We start from the raw sequence: 17,043 nt of genomic DNA, 5'->3' as shown, positions 1-17,043 counted from the left end.
GAAATACTTATATACATTTGTGAAAAAATTGTTACATTTTCTTAGTGTTTGCGATATCATTTTATTTGCTATAAGATTAGAATGAGAATAAAATGAGAATATGAACGTTTTAGGAATTTTTAAAATGTATATAGAGGATTAATGGAGGTATTGAGATGGCTGGTTCTACATTAACGGTTAAAGACTTACACGTATCAATTGACGGTAAAGAAATTTTAAAAGGTGTAAACCTTGAAGTAAAAGGTGGAGAAATCCACGCAATTATGGGACCTAACGGAACAGGTAAATCAACTTTATCTTCTGCAATTATGGGTCACCCAAAGTATGAAGTAACAGAAGGTAGCATCATCATCGACGGTGAAGATGTATTAGAAATGGAAGTAGACGAGCGCGCACTAGCAGGTCTATTCTTAGCAATGCAATATCCAAGTGAAATTAGCGGAGTAACAAACGCTGACTTCTTACGTTCTGCAATTAATGCACGTCGTGAAGAAGGCGATGAAATTTCTCTTATGAAATTTATCCGTACATTAGATAAAAACATGGAATTCCTAGAAATGGATCCAGAAATGGCACAACGTTACTTAAACGAAGGTTTCTCTGGCGGTGAGAAAAAACGTAATGAGATTCTTCAATTAATGATGATCGAGCCAAAAATTGCAATCTTAGATGAAATCGACTCAGGTCTTGATATCGATGCATTAAAAGTTGTATCTAAAGGTATTAACCAAATGCGCGGCGAAGATTTCGGTTGCCTAATGATTACGCATTACCAACGTTTATTAAACTACATCACTCCAGACTTCGTTCACGTTATGATGAACGGTCGTATCGTTAAATCTGGTGGCCCTGAGCTTGCACAACGTCTAGAAGCTGAAGGTTATGACTGGATTAAAAAAGAATTAGGTATTGAAGACGAAACAGCAGAGCAAGAAGCGTAAGAGAGGAGCATAAACATGACAATCGGTACATTACCTTTCGATCAAGAAACAATCCGTCAGCGCGCAAGCGAAGTAAACGAAGCTGCTTGGTTGACTGAGTTCCGCTTACAAGCTCTTGCACAAGCAACTGAACTTCCAATGCCAACGCCTGATAAAACGAAAATTGAAAAATGGGACTTTATCGGAAAAGGCGACGCTGCTAAGCAAGAGCCTGTAAGTTCTTTAACAGAGCTTCCAGAAGCAGTGAAAAACTTAATCGATGAAAATAACAGCGTATTAGTGCAACGTACTGGTACAACTGCGTTCGTTTCTTTAGCAGACGAAGCGAAAGAAAAAGGTGTTATTTTTACAGACATCGTAACAGCTGCAACAGAGCATGCTGAACTAGTACAAAAGTACTTAATGAAAGACGGCGTGAAAGTAGACGAGCATCGTCTAACTGCACTTCATGCTGCATTAATCAACGGCGGTGCATTCGTATATGTTCCGAAAAACGTTGTTCTTGAAACTCCACTTCAAGCTGTATTCTTAGTAGACGGCGAAGAAGCTAACGTATATAACCACGTATTATTCGTAGCTGATGCGAACAGTACTGCAACATATGTAGAAAACTACGTTGCAAATGAAAATGCTAAAGGTATTGCAAATATCGTAGCAGAAGTAATCGTGGAACAAGGCGCACAAGTGAAATTCGGTGCGGTTGATCTATTAGCAAAAGACGTAACAACTTACGTTAACCGCCGTGGTATTGTTGGACGCGACGGCCGTATTGATTGGGCTCTAGGCCTTATGAATGACGGAAATACAATCTCAGAGAACGTTACGAACTTAATGGGCGACGGATCATATGCTGATACAAAAACAGTAACAATTGGCCGTGGTAACCAAACACAAAACTTTACAACTAAAGTTGTTCACTTCGGTAAACACTCTGAAGGTTGGATTTTAAAACACGGAGTACAAAAAGATAGTGCAACATCTATCTTTAATGGAATTGGTAAGATTGAACATGGTGCATCTAAATCAAATGCACAACAATCTTCTCGCGTTCTTATGTTAGACGAGAAAGCTCGCGGTGATGCAAACCCAATTCTTTTAATCGATGAAGATGATGTAATGGCAGGTCACGCAGCTTCAGTAGGCCGCGTAGATCCATACCAATTATACTACTTGATGAGCCGTGGGATTCCAAAACGCGAAGCAGAACGTTTAGTCATCCATGGATTCTTAGCACCTGTAGTAAATGAGCTTCCAATTGAAGGAGTAAAAGCACAGCTTGTTGAGGTAATTGAAAGGAAAGTTCGCTAATGAATATTCATGAAATACGCAAACAGTTTCCAATTCTTGATCAAAAAGTTAACGGCAAACAACTTGTTTATTTCGATAGTGCAGCAACTTCTCAAAAACCAATTCAAGTCATTGAAACGTTAGAACGTTATTATAAAGAATATAATTCTAACGTGCATCGCGGTGTTCATACGCTCGGTACGAAAGCTACCGACGCGTATGAAGGTGCACGTGAGAAAGTTCGCAAGTTTATTAATGCGAAATCAATGGAAGAGATTATTTTCACGCGCGGAACGACAACTGCATTAAATACAGTAGCAGCTAGCTATGGTCTTGATAATGTAAAAGAAGGCGATGAAATCGTCATCTCTTACATGGAGCACCATAGTAACATCATTCCGTGGCAACAAGTTGCGAAGAAAACTGGTGCAACTTTAAAATACCTTCCGCTTCAACTAGACGGTACAATTTCTCTAGAAGATGTTCGTCAAACAGTTACACCGAATACAAAAATCGTTTCTATTATGCACGTTTCTAACGTACTTGGAACGATTAACCCTGTAAAAGAAATCGGAGCAATCGCACACGAAAACGGTGCAATCATGATCGTTGATGGAGCACAAAGTGCACCTCATATGAAAGTGGATGTACAAGATTTAAACTGTGATTTCTACGCATTATCTGCTCATAAGATGTGCGGACCAACAGGTGTCGGCGTATTATATGGTAAGAAAGAATTGCTAAACAATATGGAACCAATTGAATTTGGTGGTGAAATGATTGATTTCGTAGACTTACAAGAGTCTACTTGGAAAGAGCTTCCGTGGAAGTTCGAAGCAGGTACACCGATTATCGGTAATGCAATCGGACTTGGTGCGGCAATTGATTTCCTAGAAGAAATCGGTCTTCATAATATTGAAAAGCATGAACATGAATTAGCGCAATACGCTTTAGAGAGACTATCAGAAGTAGATGGCGTTACAATTTATGGTCCAAAGCATCGCGCTGGTCTAGTTACATTTAATATTGATGACGTACATCCTCACGATGTAGCAACTGTATTAGATGTAGAAGGCATTGCGGTTCGCGCAGGACATCACTGTGCACAACCGCTTATGAAGTGGCTGAAAGCTTCTTCTACAGCACGTGCAAGCTTCTATTTATATAATACAAAAGAAGAAATTGATACATTTGTTGAATCGCTAATCAAGACAAAGGAGTATTTCACAAATGTCATTTAATAATTTAGATACGTTATATCGTCAAGTTATTATGGATCATTACAAAAATCCTCGTAACCATGGCGTGTTAGAAGATAGTGTTACCGTTAACTTGAACAATCCAACTTGCGGCGATCGTATTCAACTTACGATGAAAGTAGAAGAGGGTATTGTACAAGAAGCGAAGTTTGAAGGCGAAGGATGTTCAATTTCAATGTCTTCAGCTTCAATGATGACACAAGCAGTAAAAGGAAAGAAAATTGAAGAGGCTCTTAAGCTTTCTAAAATTTTCTCTGACATGATGCTAGGAAAAGAGTACGATGACAGCATTGATTTAGGAGATATTGAAGCATTACAAGGCGTATGCAAGTTCCCGGCACGTATTAAATGTGCAACATTAGCGTGGAAAGCGTTAGAAAAGGGCTTAAACGAAGATAAGTAATGTTAAAGGTTCCTAAAAACGAGGTTATATAAGGAGGGACACACCAACATGGCGAAGCAACTGCCAGATATCGGCGATTATAAATATGGTTTCAAGGATAAAGACGTTTCGATTTTCCGTGCTGGACGCGGTTTAACAAAAGAGATCGTTGAAGAGATTTCACGTATGAAAGAAGAACCACAGTGGATGTTAGACTTCCGTTTAAAATCACTGGATAAGTTCTATGAAATGCCAATGCCACAATGGGGCGGCGACTTAAATGACTTAGATTTCGATGAAATTACGTACTACGTAAAACCATCTGAGAAATCTGAGAAGTCTTGGGATGAAGTACCTGAGGAAATTAAAGCGACATTTGATAAATTAGGTATTCCTGAAGCTGAGCAAAAATATTTAGCTGGTGTATCTGCACAGTACGAATCTGAAGTTGTATACCACAACATGAAAGAAGACCTAGAAGCTCTAGGAGTCGTATTCAAAGATACAGATAGCGCATTAAAAGAGAACGAAGATATTTTCCGCGAGCATTTCGGAAAAACAATCCCACCAACAGACAACAAATTCTCTGCATTAAACTCTGCAGTTTGGTCTGGTGGATCATTCATCTACGTTCCAAAAGGTATTAAAGTTGATACACCACTTCAAGCGTATTTCCGTATTAACTCTGAAAATATGGGACAATTCGAGCGTACGCTTATCATCGTAGACGAAGGCGCACACGTACACTACGTAGAAGGTTGTACAGCACCTGTTTACACAACTAACTCACTTCATAGTGCGGTAGTAGAAATCATCATTAAGAAAGATGCATATTGCCGTTATACAACAATCCAAAACTGGGCGAACAACGTATACAACCTAGTTACAAAACGTGCGGTTTGTGAAGAAAACGCAACGATGGAATGGATTGACGGTAACATCGGATCTAAATTAACGATGAAATACCCAGCAGTTATCTTAAAAGGCGAAGGCGCTCGTGGTTTAACATTATCTATCGCGATTGCTGGTAAAGGCCAACACCAAGATGCTGGTGCGAAAATGATTCACTTAGCACCAAACACATCTTCAACAATCGTTTCTAAATCGATTGCGAAGCATGGTGGTAAAGTAACTTACCGTGGTATCGTACAATTCGGACCAAAAGCGAAAAACTCTCGTTCTAACATCGAGTGTGACACGTTAATCATGGATAACCAATCTACATCTGATACAATTCCTTATAACGAAATCAAAAACGATTACGTTTCACTTGAGCACGAAGCGAAAGTATCTAAAGTATCAGAAGAACAATTATTCTACCTAATGAGCCGCGGTATTTCTGAGCAAGAAGCTACAGAAATGATCGTAATGGGCTTCATCGAGCCATTCACTCGCGAACTTCCAATGGAATACGCAGTTGAAATGAACCGCCTAATCAAGTTTGAGATGGAAGGTTCTATTGGTTAAATAGAAATGCGGAGCCGACTGTTCAGACTCGTTGGCTAAGGTTCTTTCGCACAGAAGATGCTTTTTATCTTCTGGTGCGGAAGGTTCTTAGACATGAGGGTCTAGGAGGCGAAGCTGGACATATTTAAAAGTGGAGGCGGCTCGTTCAGAATGTGAGGGGGATGGAGCTTCTGACGTAGAGGCGCTTTTTGCCTCATAGGAAGAAGTGAAGCCACCGAACATTCTAGCCGCTGGAACTGGATAATATATGAAGGAAGTGCCCTGCTATGCAGGGCGCTTTTTTATGTTGTGTGCAATTGCCGTTAGTGGATACCCATGTGGGTGTTCAATAAAATTTATCGGCGATTATTCAAATATATCGACCACAACTCGGAATATATCAGCGATTATTTCAATATATCGGCGTTTCGACAAGGAATATCGACTTATCGACAAAGTAAGACAAAAGAAATTCCTCATATACCCCCTCAACATTTTGTAGGAAAAGAGACCGACTAGTGGTATGACAAAGATATTGACAAATCCACTGGAGAATCCACCAAATTGCTCGCTAAACCACTCAGAAAAATAACCATAAAAAACTCTGTTAAACTTTTTGACAAATCTCCAAAACTCCCCCGTTCCACGATTTAGAATCCTTTCACACACTAGGAAAAGTTTCCATATAAAAAGGGCAATCTTTTGCTTTTTCTTATAATGCGAGTACAATGTAGAATAGCAAGAAAAGACGAAAAGTATTTACAGGATTATTGCGTACGTGTAGCGTAAATGGCAGTAAGGAACTGAGAGGAGGTTTTTTCTCTGAATATAAATAAAGAAACGATCATCCACCTTTATCATACAAACGATATACATAGTCATTTTGAAAATTGGCCGCAAATTTCTCGGTTTGTACTAGGGGAGAAAAAGCGAAGACAGGAAGCGGGAGAGACTGTTTTAACTGTGGATATTGGCGATCATGTGGATCGTTTTCATAGTATTTCGGAAGCGACAAATGGACTTGGGAATACGAAGCTTTTAAATGAGGCGTTATATGATTATGTAACGATCGGAAATAATGAAGGAATTACATTGGCGAAAGAGCATTTGAATCGTCTATATGATGATGCTGGGTTTGAGGTGCTCGTAGCGAATTTATTTGAAAAAGAAGGTGTACGTCCAGCGTGGGCGCAGCCTTATAAATTACATACAACGACAGATGGGATTACGATTGCCTTTATTGGATTAACGGTAGCTTATCCAGAGTTTTATGAAATGCTCGATTGGCATATTGAAGATCCAATCATCCATTTAGAATCTATTTTAGAAGAAGTTAAGGATACAGCTCACATTACGGTTGTGCTTTCTCATCTTGGAAAAAGTATGGATGAGTATATGGCGGAGCATTATGATATAGATGTTATTTTAGGGGCACATACGCATCATTTATTTGAGCGTGGCGTTCTTGTGGATAATACTTTGCTTTGCTGTTGTGAAAAGTGGGGACATTACGTTGGACATGTTCAGCTTACTGTGGATAAAGAGACGAAGAGACTGGTGAAAAAAGACGGTAGAGCGATTAAGACAGAACGGTTAGGTGCTTATAGCGAGCCGTTATCCACAATTGAAATGCTAAAGGAAGAAAGTAAACAGATAATGGCTGAGCCTGTCGTTCATTTAAAAGAATCATTGCCGGTTGATTGGTTTAAGGAGACGACGTTTTCTCATATGTTGGCAAGTGCGCTTAAAGAGTGGTGTAATGCGGATGTTGGGATGGTGAATGCTGGTGTACTGCTTGAGGGATTAAATGAAGGTGTTGTGACGCGCGGAGATATTCATCGAATTTGTCCACATCCAATTAATCCATGTCTGTTAAAAGTACCAGGGAAAACGTTAAGAGAAGTTATTTTGAAAGCGCGCCGCCCGAATATGGAGAATCTTGAGGTGAAAGGATTCGGATTTCGCGGAAAAGTAATGGGGAAAATGATTTACGATGGGCTGGAAGTGATTCCAGATACGATTCCAGGGAATAAAATTTTACTAGAAGATGTATTGATTAATGGCGAATCGCTGGAATTAGACCGGATATATACGGTAGGAACGATTGATATGTTTACATTCGGATACTTATACCCAGAGCTATCCACACTTTCTGACAAACAATATTATATGCCGGAATTACTTAGAGATGTACTAACAGACATGTTGATAACTTATACATCTTCAGTCAAACTATAGGCTAGTTAACCTGTAACACTCATTTTTCTCTTGTCATAAAGATAAGAAAGAGAGGAGTGTGAACTATGGTTAATGTAGAGCCAATTATAATTGATAACTATACGTTCATTGCTGTTAGCGTAAAACTTCCGAAGACAAATTTGCTAGCTGTAATGAGCGATAAAGGATATATTATGTGCGGTGCTTTAGATGTAGGTCTTCTAAATGAGAAGTTAGGTGATCGAGGAATTATTGCTGGCCGTGCGGTTGGTGTAAGAACGATTGAACAACTTCTTGAAGCACCGCTGGAATCAGTAACGATTGAAGCCGAAGCTTTAGGCATTCCGGTAGGCACAATCGGAAAAGATGCACTATTAAAAATGAGATAAGCATATATCGTCCCTCCTTCTTGCATAGAAATATATAAGAAGGAGGGTTTTCTTATGAGCATATTTCGTTCGAAAAATTCACGGTTTCGAAGGGGACCGATTTCCTTTCGGTATATACTGCTTATTTCGTTTATCATTTTTATCGTAATGGTAGTTCAAGGGTTATGGATTGTAAATAAAAGTATTCAGCCAACGTTAATTAAGTATGGGGAAACAGAGACGCATAAAATGGCAACAGCAGTTATGACGAAAGCGGTAAAAGACCGAATTAATGAAGGGTTTGATGTAGATTCATTAATGAAAGTACAAACGGATAAGAACGGGAAAGTATCTACAATTGATTTAAATACAAAACAAGTAAATGAAATATTAACATCGACTACTGCATACATAGAGAAATATTTACAACAAGTAGAAAAAGGGGATACGAAAGCACTTGGTATTTTTGAAGAGAATGGGGTATCTATGTCAGTTCCTTTTGGGCGCATAACTGATAATGCGCTTCTTGGTAATATAGGACCAGATATTCCGATTAATTTTACGCCAATTGGTCATGTGAATACGGATATTAAACAGCTAGTTGAGCCGCAAGGAATTAATAATACAGCGATCAAAATTATTATGGAAGTGGAAGTGACGTTACAAGTTATGATTCCGTTACGCACGAAAGAAATTAAAGTGAAGCAAAACATTCCGATTGCGACGCGCATCGTTCAAGGTGAAGTACCTACTTATTACGGAAGTGGCGGAGTTGTTGTACCAGATAAAAAGAAAACGGATAGTTAGCGAATATAAAAAATAACCGTAGCAATTCGCTACGGTTATCGTTTTGTATTTGCTCGTTCTTTTCGTTCCCAAAGGCTTAAATGCATGTATGGATCGAAAGCCCATTCGGTATAGCCATTGTCTTTATACATGCCGAAATGTAAGTGAGGCGGGAACTTTCCAGCTGTACCAGGAGGACCATAACCAGTACTACCGACAAATCCGATTACTTTTCCTGGTTCGACAATTTGTCCGAGCTGTATTTCTTTAGAGAACCCGCCTAAATGAGCGTAATAGTGGTAATTATTATGAAGGTCACGAATACCAATGCGCCATCCACCAAGACGATTCCATCCTTTTGTTTCAATAACGCCATAGCAAGTTGATCGTACTGGTACGCCATATCCAGCAAAAATATCGGTTCCTTCATGAATCCTCCTGCCGCCAAAGCTTCTACCAGCACCGAAAGTACTACGATAGCTATGGTCACTGCGAATCGGGAGAGGGAAAGCATTGCCTTCTAAATTAATGCGTCCATAATGTTTATAAATTCGGGCGTATTCTGTAATCAATTCAACTGTTTTTGCACGTCTATAATATTCCCAAAGCATAATGTTAATACGGTCTTCTGACGTTCCTTGTTTCTTTAAAATAGTTGCTGCTGTATGCAGAAGATCACGGTCGTTATTTACATTTGCAAATCCATCTTTGTCACCATCTAAACCCATTCCGCCAAATAAAGAAATTGTATGGGGGAGAGTATCGGTACTATTAACAGGTCCAGCCCATATTTCAGGTTTGAAATAAAGGGAAATGATGGCATCTGGTTTTTTCGGAATATCTTTTCTTACGCTCCGTATGTTTCTTTCGTATTGATCCATTGCGGCTAAGTAATACCACGGAATACCAGAAGATTGCTCAGTTTCTTTATATAGTGCCATGCGCTTTTCATATATGCTTTGCTGATTATCTTCACCGTAAGCGATGTTTTGGTGGAGAAGAAAGCAAATCGAAAGCAAAAGAGAAATTTTTCGAAGCATGAAATAGACTCCTTTCACAACATCACTCTTTTTAGTGTGGGATATACGGAGTATTTCATTATAGGGAACGATTGGAAAAAATCTTAGAATCTTCATTTGAGCAAATCGCTTTCATACGTTAGAATAGATATGTTACATTGAAAGAAGCGAACACGGTAAACTATTTCATATTGTGCGGAGTTGATAACCATGACAAAACAAACAGAGTATAAGCGCAAGCCCGAATGGTTGAAAATTAAGTTAAACACGAATGAAAACTATACAGGCTTAAAGAAAATGATGCGTTCTAAGAATCTTCATACAGTTTGTGAAGAGGCGAAATGTCCGAATATTCATGAATGCTGGGCTGTAAGGAAAACAGCAACATTTATGATCTTAGGTGCGGTTTGTACACGTGCTTGTCGTTTTTGTGCGGTTAAAACAGGCTTACCAACTGAGCTTGATTTACAAGAGCCAGAACGCGTAGCAGATTCTGTAGTACAAATGGGCTTAAAGCACGTTGTTATAACAGCGGTTGCACGTGATGATTTAAAGGACGGCGGAGCAGCTGTTTTTGCTGAAACAGTACGCGCTGTACGTCGTGAAAATCCATTCACGTCAATCGAAGTATTACCATCTGATATGGGTGGGGTAGAAGAAAACTTAAAAATGTTAATGGATGCAAAACCAGATATTTTGAACCATAACATTGAAACAGTACGTCGATTATCTAACCGAGTTCGCGCTAGAGCAAAATATGACCGTTCATTAGAGTTTTTACGTCGAGCAAAAGAAATGCAGCCTGATATTCCAACTAAATCGAGCATTATGCTGGGCTTAGGTGAAACGAGAGAAGATTTAATTGAAGCAATGGATGACTTACGTGCAAACAATGTGGATATTTTAACTCTTGGACAATACCTACAACCATCTAAGAAGCATTTACCAGTTATTAAATATTACCCACCAGCAGAATTTGCAGAGCTTAAAGAAATTGCACTTAGCAAAGGATTTAGCCACTGTGAAGCTGGCCCACTTGTGCGTTCTTCTTACCATGCGGACGAGCAAGTACGTTCTGCAAAAGAAAAAACAGCAGAAGCGAAATAAAGAAAAAGGAGAGCTAATATTAGCTCTCCTTTTTCTTATACTCTAAAACTGTATTTTGACATGTTGATAAAATTCTTTTTAATTCTTCTGTGGATAATTCAATTGTAAATTCAGGTACACCAGGTGTGATTAAAACTTTCTTGTAAGTATAAATTGAACTGTCCACAATAATCGTTACATCTTGTGAATAACCGAAAGGAGCTACACATCCTGGCATGCAACCAGTCTCTTCTCTTAGCTCATCAGGAGAACAGAGAGATAAGCTTTCTCCTGTTATTTCTTTCATCTCTCCTCGGTTGAGGCGAGTTCCCTCTAACGTAAAGAATACGTAATACGCCCCGGATTTTGATTTTAAAAATAGGCTTTTACTTGGCGTACCTTGTAAGCCGAGTCTTTCACGAACGATGCGATCAGTCTCATAGTCAAGTACTGGCTCATGTTCAAACTTTTCATAAGAAGCATTTGTTTTATGTAGTAAAGAAAGTACGTCTTCGTACATATTGAATGATACCCCTCTCTATGTTTTACTGCAGCCCTAGCATATCTTCTCGCAGTGTCAACTGAATGTATTGGAAAGGGATATTACTTGGATGGCGCTTCCCATAATCGTTTTATGATAGATTGTTCATCAAGTGTAATTTCATAAATATCAGGATTCGTTAAAGTTTTCCATGTGTCAAAGCCAATAGTATGATCAAAGTGCTTTAAAATTAATGTGAGTAAGTTGCCATGTGTAACAAGTAATGTTGTTTCATGCTCTAGTTTTAAAACTTCCTGAATAAGTGAGATGGCGCGATCCATCGCTTGTTTTGTTGACTCTCCGCCCGAAAAGGCAATATCTATATTGGTAAAAGTGTATTCTAGTTTTTGAAGCCAATCATCCATTGAAACAGTGCTTAATATGCGTTCTGCTAACCGTTCATCTTCTTGAATAGATAAATTGGCTTGGAGGGCATATGGCCGAATAGAATCGATAGCGCGGACAAATGGGCTTGAAATAATATGATCTATTTGTAGATGATTTTCCATGAGGAATGTAGCAACGGTGTTTGATTGGTCTCTTCCTATGTTTGTTAATTCGGCATTACGCTCTTGTCCAGTTGCTGAACAATGCCTGATTACAATAATTTTCTTCATATTTCATCCCCATCTTTCAAGTTGACGATATATACTTCGACAAATGTGGAAAAAATTCCTTTTTCTTGGAAAGGGCATAGTGATCTAAGTCTGTGGAAAAGTAATGTGGATAAATCAAAATTTGAGGTGCAATTATGAAAAAAATGATATGTATTGTATTCAGTGTTTGTTTTCTCATACAATTGTCCACAGCATATGCACAATCCAATCAAGAATTAGAATATCCGAGCAATCAAAATAAATCGTTTGTGAATGAAGATCTATTTTATGAACAGTTAGATAAGAAGGTTTATAAGGAATACAAAAATGCAACATATAGCGTTCGTAAAAAAATCTTATTTAAAGAAGTACAAGATGCAGAATTTACCTTCCGACAAAAAACAGCTGTCGGCTGTCGAAGTAGAGTGGTGCTTCAAGATTCGTTTATTCATCCTGATCGCCAAGTTTATTTTTTTGGATCCTTTTCTCAAGATGAAGTAGATGAGTTGCATAAATATATCGTTATAGATGCAGAAACAAAGAAGGAACTTCGAGGTGGCCGAAGTTATCACTGTTACGAAAATCCACATAAAAAATAAACCACCAATTTTGGTGGTTTATTTTTTACTCTGCTGTACTCACTAATTTCTCTTTCATTTTACGAATAAGAATGAAACCACCAATCGCGAAGAGAAGAGTAATTCCTTCTGCGACAAAGATGTTAATCATTTTTGTTTGGTAAAGTACTGCGAAAAAGTCTACAAGTGCGTGGAATAGTATAGCGTATACGAGGAAAATGTATTTCTTTTGTTTTACTGCGTATACAACAAGCATTGTAAAAGCAATTTGCAGAACGAGTGCCATAATTCTTTCTAAGCTACCGAGTAAGTATAAGTAGGCAGGTTGCTCTATTAACAAGTCCTTGATATGGCTCAACTGTGGGTATTGTTCAACCATTTGAGCGAAGCTACCATTGTTAATAGATGTTGCAAAGGTAAGAGTTTGAAGCCCAGCGAATCCGCCGACTAAAATCGATTCAATACCGCCGTGTCCAATTCCGTACGCAAGACCGTCCTTATAATCTCGATATTTTTTCAGTAAGTAGTAAAAGGCAACGAAACGACCTAGTTCTTCAAAAATACCAGCAGTCAACCCACCATATATTGCGAAAATAAATGGGTTTTCTAAAATTGGACCTATTGTTGGATTACCACGCATGAATAATTGGAATGGTGTTTCGAGAATTTGGGTAAACCCGATAAAGATAAGGATACCAACGCCAACTATTTTCCAATTAATATTATATTTCTTACGGAAATAAACGAGTACAATAATTGGGACCAGAACCGAAACAACGAGTTGAATTATGATACTGGCAATTACAGTATTTGAAACCATACTTTCACCGCTTTCTAATGTATGTACATATATATTATGCATGAAATGTAGGAGAATGTGGAGAGATGAATCTTTCAAAAACAAAATGAAATTTTTATTGACTCTAACGTTGCGTCATACTTTATCGTATGTATTAAGGGGGAGATATGCATGACAATGAGGGTAAAAGAAGTAGCTAATTTAGTTGGAATTAGTGTGCGCACACTGCATCATTACGATGAAATTGGGTTGCTAACCCCAGACGAGACGACAGAATCTGGATATCGTCTGTATTCCAATGAAAATTTAGAAACGTTGCAGCAAATTTTATTTTTTAAAGAGCTTGGCTTCCCTTTAAAGAAGATTAAGGAGATTATCATGAGTCCTTCATTCGACCGTGAAGAGGCATTACAGCTTCATAAGAAAATGCTTCTTGAAAAGCGGGCTAGATTGGATAAAGTGATAGCGACGATTAATAAAACAATTCAGCATACAAAAGGAGAGATTGAGATGACGAATAAAGAGAAATTTGAAGGATTTGATTTTAGTCATAATCCGTATGAAGAAGAAGCACGTGAACGATGGGGAGATGAGGCTGTAGATAAAGCGAATAAAACAGCGAAGGGTATGTCTACAGAGAAACAGGAGGAGTTTAATAATATTTACAGAAAGCTAGCAACACTTCGAAATGGAGCACCGGATTCTAAAGAGGCACAATCCGCAATCGGGGTATGGTACGATTACTTGCAAAACTTCGGTGAATATTCATTAGAGGCCTTTAAGGGACTCGGTCAAATGTATGTTGCTGATGAGCGCTTTACGAAAAATATTGATAAGTTTGGTGAAGGTTTAGCGCAGTTTATGTGTGATGCGATGGAGGTTTATGCGGATTTACACCGCTAAGGAAATGTCACTTATTAAAAAAGCCGATTTCCATCTCAAGGATGATATTATCCCCTTTAGGTAGACAGTGTTAAAAAGACCATGTATAAACATGGATGTTACACTATTACTTGGAGGGGATTTTTCATGGCAAAAAAAGGTACAACATTTAATACATACTCGGAAGAAGTAAAGTTATCAGCTGTTCAAAGTTATTTAAACGGAGAAGGAAGCTACGATATGATAACGGAGAAATATCAGATTAAAAGCTCTACACAACTTAAAAATTGGGTAAAAAAATATAAAGAATGTGGTGAAATTACAGATGCTCGTGGGAAAAATAGTGGAATGAAAGGGATACCAAACCCTTTAAAAGGCAAACGTGTTCATTTCAACACCATTGAAGAGGAACGTGACTACTATAAGGCTCAGGTTGAATATTTAAAAAAGCAGTATCCAAATCTGTAAATGGGGGCGTACCAAAATATAAAGAGAGATATCGTATCATTGAATCATTAAAGAGAAAATATCCAGTTCTATGGCTTACTAAATTTGCGGGTGTACATCGTTCAAGTTACTATAAGTGGATTCATACAAAAAGCATAAAAAACATGCGACTAGAGTCCGATCAACGATTAAAAAAGGTAATACAATCTATTCACGTAAAGCACAAGGAATATGGTTATCCACGTATGAAAATCGCTTTACAAGAAAAAGGTTATTTTATAAATCACAAAAAGGTATATCGCTTAATGAGTGAGCTCAACATTCAGTCTATTATTCGGAAGAAGCGTCGCTTCTTTAAAGGGAACTATTCCAATGTTTTTCCGAATGTTTTAAACCGTGAATTTAAAAATCGTCAACAAAATGAAGCACTTGTTACAGATATTACGTACCTACGATTCCAAGAGGGATTTCGGTATCTTTCTGTTGTCCAAGATATTTATAATAACGAAGTTGTTTCTTGGAAAATATCCAAGCGCAATGATAATGAACTTGTATTAGATACAATTGAAATGTTGGCACAAAAAAGAGATGTGCGTGGAACCATTCTCCATTCAGATCAGGGATTCCAGTACACATCTCATGCCTACAACAAACGACTTTTAGATTTAGGTATCATTGGCAGCCACTCTCGCAAAGGAAACTGCCATGATAATGCCTGTATCGAGTCATTTTTCTCCCATTTTAAATCGGAGATGTTGTATTTGAATCATTTTAAAACAGAAGAAGATTTAATACAAGCAATTGAAGAATATATTTACTTTTATAACTATAAACGGTTCCAAAAACGACTCAACCATCGAGCTCCGATAGAATATCGAATCTCGATGGCTGCTTAGTCTTTTTAATACTGTCTACTTGACAGGGATAAGACCAGGAATCGACTTTTTTAGTTATTCTTAATGAACTAACGCATGCGTTAGTTGCATAAGTAAGAGGTTTGAAAAAATAGCCTGTATATATTTGACCGATGAATAACGTACCTATTTTCTTGTGTTTGTTCATGTTATATACAGAAAATTCGAAAAAACATAATCGAAAACGTAACATATTATTTATCTGTTTGTTTTTGCTTCTTTTTCAAATACTCCGCACGCAATTTTTCAAGTTGCTGCTTTTTATCAAATTTGGCTGGCGTCTGTTTTTCATGAAACTTTGTCACAGCTGCCTGACCTTTGTAATCCAATTGATATTTTCCCACTTTGTTCACCTACTTTTCTTGTCTTTAAAGAGAATCTATTCAACAAATATACTATACCTTATTTTACTGAAGTAAACCTTATTATTTTATTAGTTGCAAAGTCTTTTTCCTACTTGTTTAAAAAAATCTACATCCCCAATATTTTTCTCCAAAAAATCACCCCTTGTTATGAAGTTTCCTACTTAAACTAACCTGCCCCGTTAGTTTAAGTAGGAAACTTCACAATCTCAATAGAGTAAAGCCTATTGGTACATAATCAAATCACCTTTAAATTAGACTTCATAATGTCTCATAAGACTTGTATCAAAATGCTTATCGTTGTAAATGCGCATTTTCCTGACTCTATCCCATACCCATCAACCTAAGATTTTGAAGTATCCCCAAAACGGAAATTTCATCCTTTCATAGTTGTCCGTGGGAATTTAGTTCATTTTTTTCATTTTGAGGAAGAATGTATTTCTTAACTTGATAGCAATGTGGCGGGACCCCAAATAGTAAAAAGGTGGAGGTTTTCTCCACCTTTTTATTTTTTAATCATATTATTTAAAGTTTGATCTCCCGTATTGTTCAAATGAGGATTATCGCTCATTTCACGTTTTAACATATCAAGACTTTGTTCATATTCTTTATCGTTTAAGCTACCTGATTGGAGACCTTGAATTTGAGAAATCAACTTTTGGTTTGTTGATACATATGCTTTATAATAGCGAGGGACGATGGACAGAGCTGTTTTATATACTTGATCTGTTACGAGTTTCGGATCCGTTGTGTTTGCACGGTATACAACGAACACTTCGTCGTCGGTAACGAGTGTAGCGGCATTGGTGACGTCAGGAAGTTTGACTGTCATGCTCGTAATCATTTCGGCGACTTTCTCACGGTTAATAGCGCCTACTTGTTTGTTAGATACTTCATGCTTCTGTTTAGAAGAATAACCGACTCTTGTTAATCGTGTATTTGTGTTTTCCGTATGATACATGTCGTTTTTGTTGGAAACAAGAACACGACTTCCTTCTTCACGCTCCATTTCGGCTTTATTAGTTGATTGGCAGCCTGCAAATAAGGAAAGAGTGAGAAGAGAGAGTATAATTTGCTTTTTCACGATGTATCACCTCCTTCTCCATAGCATGCACTAATTTTCAATTTTTTGT

At 37.8% G+C, this 17,043-nt stretch carries 18 protein-coding genes; 12 read left to right on the top strand and 6 right to left on the bottom strand.

Annotation, left to right across the window (positions count from 1 at the left end; genetic code table 11):
* Positions 1-155 precede the first annotated feature (155 nt).
* The 8 genes from sufC (at position 156) to yunB (ending at position 8,707) form a co-directional block, all read left to right on the top strand.
* Positions 156-941: a Fe-S cluster assembly ATPase SufC gene (gene sufC, locus MKX77_RS24355; protein WP_341308032.1), complete on the top strand. Its 786-nt coding sequence runs from the start codon at positions 156-158 to the stop codon at positions 939-941.
* 15 nt (positions 942-956) lie between these two features.
* Positions 957-2,249 (top strand): Fe-S cluster assembly protein SufD, encoded by a 1,293-nt coding sequence (sufD, locus tag MKX77_RS24350; RefSeq protein WP_002089372.1) that lies wholly within the window; start codon positions 957-959, stop codon positions 2,247-2,249.
* Complete coding sequence (gene sufS / locus MKX77_RS24345; RefSeq protein ID WP_204209664.1) at positions 2,249-3,469, top strand: cysteine desulfurase SufS; 1,221 nt, start codon at positions 2,249-2,251, stop codon at positions 3,467-3,469. The genes sufD and sufS overlap by 1 nt, the downstream gene beginning before the upstream one ends.
* Complete coding sequence (gene sufU / locus MKX77_RS24340; protein WP_002089369.1) at positions 3,459-3,890, top strand: Fe-S cluster assembly sulfur transfer protein SufU; 432 nt, start codon at positions 3,459-3,461, stop codon at positions 3,888-3,890. Before sufS ends, sufU begins: the two co-directional genes overlap by 11 nt.
* Before the next feature lie 48 nt (positions 3,891-3,938).
* Positions 3,939-5,336, top strand: coding sequence for a Fe-S cluster assembly protein SufB (gene sufB, locus MKX77_RS24335; protein ID WP_215554631.1), 1,398 nt, complete (start codon positions 3,939-3,941; stop codon positions 5,334-5,336).
* A gap of 801 nt (positions 5,337-6,137) precedes the next feature.
* Positions 6,138-7,553, top strand: a complete 1,416-nt coding sequence (locus MKX77_RS24330) for a bifunctional metallophosphatase/5'-nucleotidase (protein ID WP_341308247.1) — start codon at positions 6,138-6,140, stop codon at positions 7,551-7,553.
* Positions 7,554-7,618: 65 nt separating this feature from the next.
* The gene (locus MKX77_RS24325) at positions 7,619-7,921 is read left to right on the top strand and encodes a YunC family protein (RefSeq protein ID WP_002112658.1); all 303 of its coding nucleotides are present in this window, start codon (positions 7,619-7,621) and stop codon (positions 7,919-7,921) included.
* A 54-nt stretch (positions 7,922-7,975) separates the two neighbouring features.
* A complete protein-coding gene (gene yunB, locus MKX77_RS24320) occupies positions 7,976-8,707 on the top strand; it encodes a sporulation protein YunB (RefSeq protein WP_002112657.1) in 732 nt (243 codons plus the stop codon).
* Between the two features lie 35 nt (positions 8,708-8,742).
* Here yunB and MKX77_RS24315 read toward each other — a convergent pair whose 3' ends face one another.
* Positions 8,743-9,726 (bottom strand): M23 family metallopeptidase, encoded by a 984-nt coding sequence (locus MKX77_RS24315; protein ID WP_341308031.1) that lies wholly within the window; start codon positions 9,724-9,726, stop codon positions 8,743-8,745.
* Positions 9,727-9,915: 189 nt separating this feature from the next.
* Here MKX77_RS24315 and lipA point away from each other — a divergent pair, with 189 nt between their 5' ends.
* Positions 9,916-10,812, top strand: coding sequence for a lipoyl synthase (lipA, locus tag MKX77_RS24310; protein WP_002034580.1), 897 nt, complete (start codon positions 9,916-9,918; stop codon positions 10,810-10,812).
* 19 nt (positions 10,813-10,831) lie between these two features.
* Here lipA and MKX77_RS24305 read toward each other — a convergent pair whose 3' ends face one another.
* Positions 10,832-11,311 carry a YbaK/EbsC family protein gene (locus MKX77_RS24305; RefSeq protein ID WP_105585504.1) on the bottom strand — a complete coding sequence of 160 codons (480 nt, stop codon included), beginning with the start codon at positions 11,309-11,311 and terminating at the stop codon, positions 10,832-10,834.
* Between the two features lie 83 nt (positions 11,312-11,394).
* A complete protein-coding gene (locus MKX77_RS24300; protein ID WP_341308030.1) occupies positions 11,395-11,949 on the bottom strand; it encodes a histidine phosphatase family protein in 555 nt (184 codons plus the stop codon).
* 134 nt (positions 11,950-12,083) lie between these two features.
* Here MKX77_RS24300 and MKX77_RS24295 point away from each other — a divergent pair, with 134 nt between their 5' ends.
* Complete coding sequence (locus MKX77_RS24295; RefSeq protein ID WP_215580011.1) at positions 12,084-12,527, top strand: hypothetical protein; 444 nt, start codon at positions 12,084-12,086, stop codon at positions 12,525-12,527.
* Between the two features lie 25 nt (positions 12,528-12,552).
* On the opposite strand, the gene MKX77_RS24290 is transcribed toward MKX77_RS24295, so the two are convergent.
* The gene (locus MKX77_RS24290) at positions 12,553-13,368 is read right to left on the bottom strand and encodes a YhfC family intramembrane metalloprotease (RefSeq protein WP_341308029.1); all 816 of its coding nucleotides are present in this window, start codon (positions 13,366-13,368) and stop codon (positions 12,553-12,555) included.
* Between the two features lie 108 nt (positions 13,369-13,476).
* Between MKX77_RS24290 and MKX77_RS24285 the strand changes: the two genes are divergently transcribed.
* Together MKX77_RS24285 and MKX77_RS24280 are read left to right on the top strand one after the other, a co-directional pair.
* On the top strand, positions 13,477-14,208 hold the full coding sequence (locus tag MKX77_RS24285) for a MerR family transcriptional regulator (RefSeq protein WP_341308028.1): 732 nt from the start codon (positions 13,477-13,479) through the stop codon (positions 14,206-14,208).
* A 126-nt stretch (positions 14,209-14,334) separates the two neighbouring features.
* A protein-coding gene (locus MKX77_RS24280; protein WP_341306816.1) for an IS3 family transposase occupies positions 14,335-15,530 on the top strand; the annotation gives its coding sequence in 2 pieces (ribosomal slippage) (positions 14,335-14,641 and positions 14,641-15,530; 1,197 coding nt in all).
* 212 nt (positions 15,531-15,742) lie between these two features.
* Here the strand turns inward: MKX77_RS24280 and MKX77_RS24275 are convergent.
* Both MKX77_RS24275 and MKX77_RS24270 read right to left on the bottom strand, forming a co-directional pair.
* Complete coding sequence (locus MKX77_RS24275) at positions 15,743-15,892, bottom strand: hypothetical protein (protein WP_215554625.1); 150 nt, start codon at positions 15,890-15,892, stop codon at positions 15,743-15,745.
* A 523-nt stretch (positions 15,893-16,415) separates the two neighbouring features.
* Entirely contained in the window at positions 16,416-16,994 is a 579-nt protein-coding gene (locus MKX77_RS24270; protein ID WP_341026028.1) for a YhcN/YlaJ family sporulation lipoprotein, read from the bottom strand.
* Positions 16,995-17,043: the final 49 nt, after the last annotated feature.

It is taken from the genome of Bacillus sp. FSL R9-9410, assembly GCF_038050385.1.
Lineage (GTDB): Bacteria > Bacillota > Bacilli > Bacillales > Bacillaceae_G > Bacillus_A > Bacillus_A cereus_U.
This window is presented reverse-complemented; position numbering and strand designations above follow the sequence as displayed.

What these genes read in the sequence shown, in the direction of transcription:
- MKX77_RS24300 (WP_341308030.1), bottom strand. Translation starts at nt 11,949, where the DNA reads ATGAAGAAAATTATTGTAATCAGGCATTGTTCAGCAACTGGACAAGAG.
- sufC (WP_341308032.1), top strand. Translation starts at nt 156, where the DNA reads ATGGCTGGTTCTACATTAACGGTTAAAGACTTACACGTATCAATTGAC.
- sufD (WP_002089372.1), top strand. Translation starts at nt 957, where the DNA reads ATGACAATCGGTACATTACCTTTCGATCAAGAAACAATCCGTCAGCGC.
- lipA (WP_002034580.1), top strand. Translation starts at nt 9,916, where the DNA reads ATGACAAAACAAACAGAGTATAAGCGCAAGCCCGAATGGTTGAAAATT.
- sufS (WP_204209664.1), top strand. Translation starts at nt 2,249, where the DNA reads ATGAATATTCATGAAATACGCAAACAGTTTCCAATTCTTGATCAAAAA.
- MKX77_RS24315 (WP_341308031.1), bottom strand. Translation starts at nt 9,726, where the DNA reads ATGCTTCGAAAAATTTCTCTTTTGCTTTCGATTTGCTTTCTTCTCCAC.
- sufB (WP_215554631.1), top strand. Translation starts at nt 3,939, where the DNA reads ATGGCGAAGCAACTGCCAGATATCGGCGATTATAAATATGGTTTCAAG.
- yunB (WP_002112657.1), top strand. Translation starts at nt 7,976, where the DNA reads ATGAGCATATTTCGTTCGAAAAATTCACGGTTTCGAAGGGGACCGATT.
- MKX77_RS24290 (WP_341308029.1), bottom strand. Translation starts at nt 13,368, where the DNA reads ATGCATAATATATATGTACATACATTAGAAAGCGGTGAAAGTATGGTT.
- MKX77_RS24325 (WP_002112658.1), top strand. Translation starts at nt 7,619, where the DNA reads ATGGTTAATGTAGAGCCAATTATAATTGATAACTATACGTTCATTGCT.
- sufU (WP_002089369.1), top strand. Translation starts at nt 3,459, where the DNA reads ATGTCATTTAATAATTTAGATACGTTATATCGTCAAGTTATTATGGAT.
- MKX77_RS24305 (WP_105585504.1), bottom strand. Translation starts at nt 11,311, where the DNA reads ATGTACGAAGACGTACTTTCTTTACTACATAAAACAAATGCTTCTTAT.
- MKX77_RS24295 (WP_215580011.1), top strand. Translation starts at nt 12,084, where the DNA reads ATGAAAAAAATGATATGTATTGTATTCAGTGTTTGTTTTCTCATACAA.
- MKX77_RS24285 (WP_341308028.1), top strand. Translation starts at nt 13,477, where the DNA reads ATGACAATGAGGGTAAAAGAAGTAGCTAATTTAGTTGGAATTAGTGTG.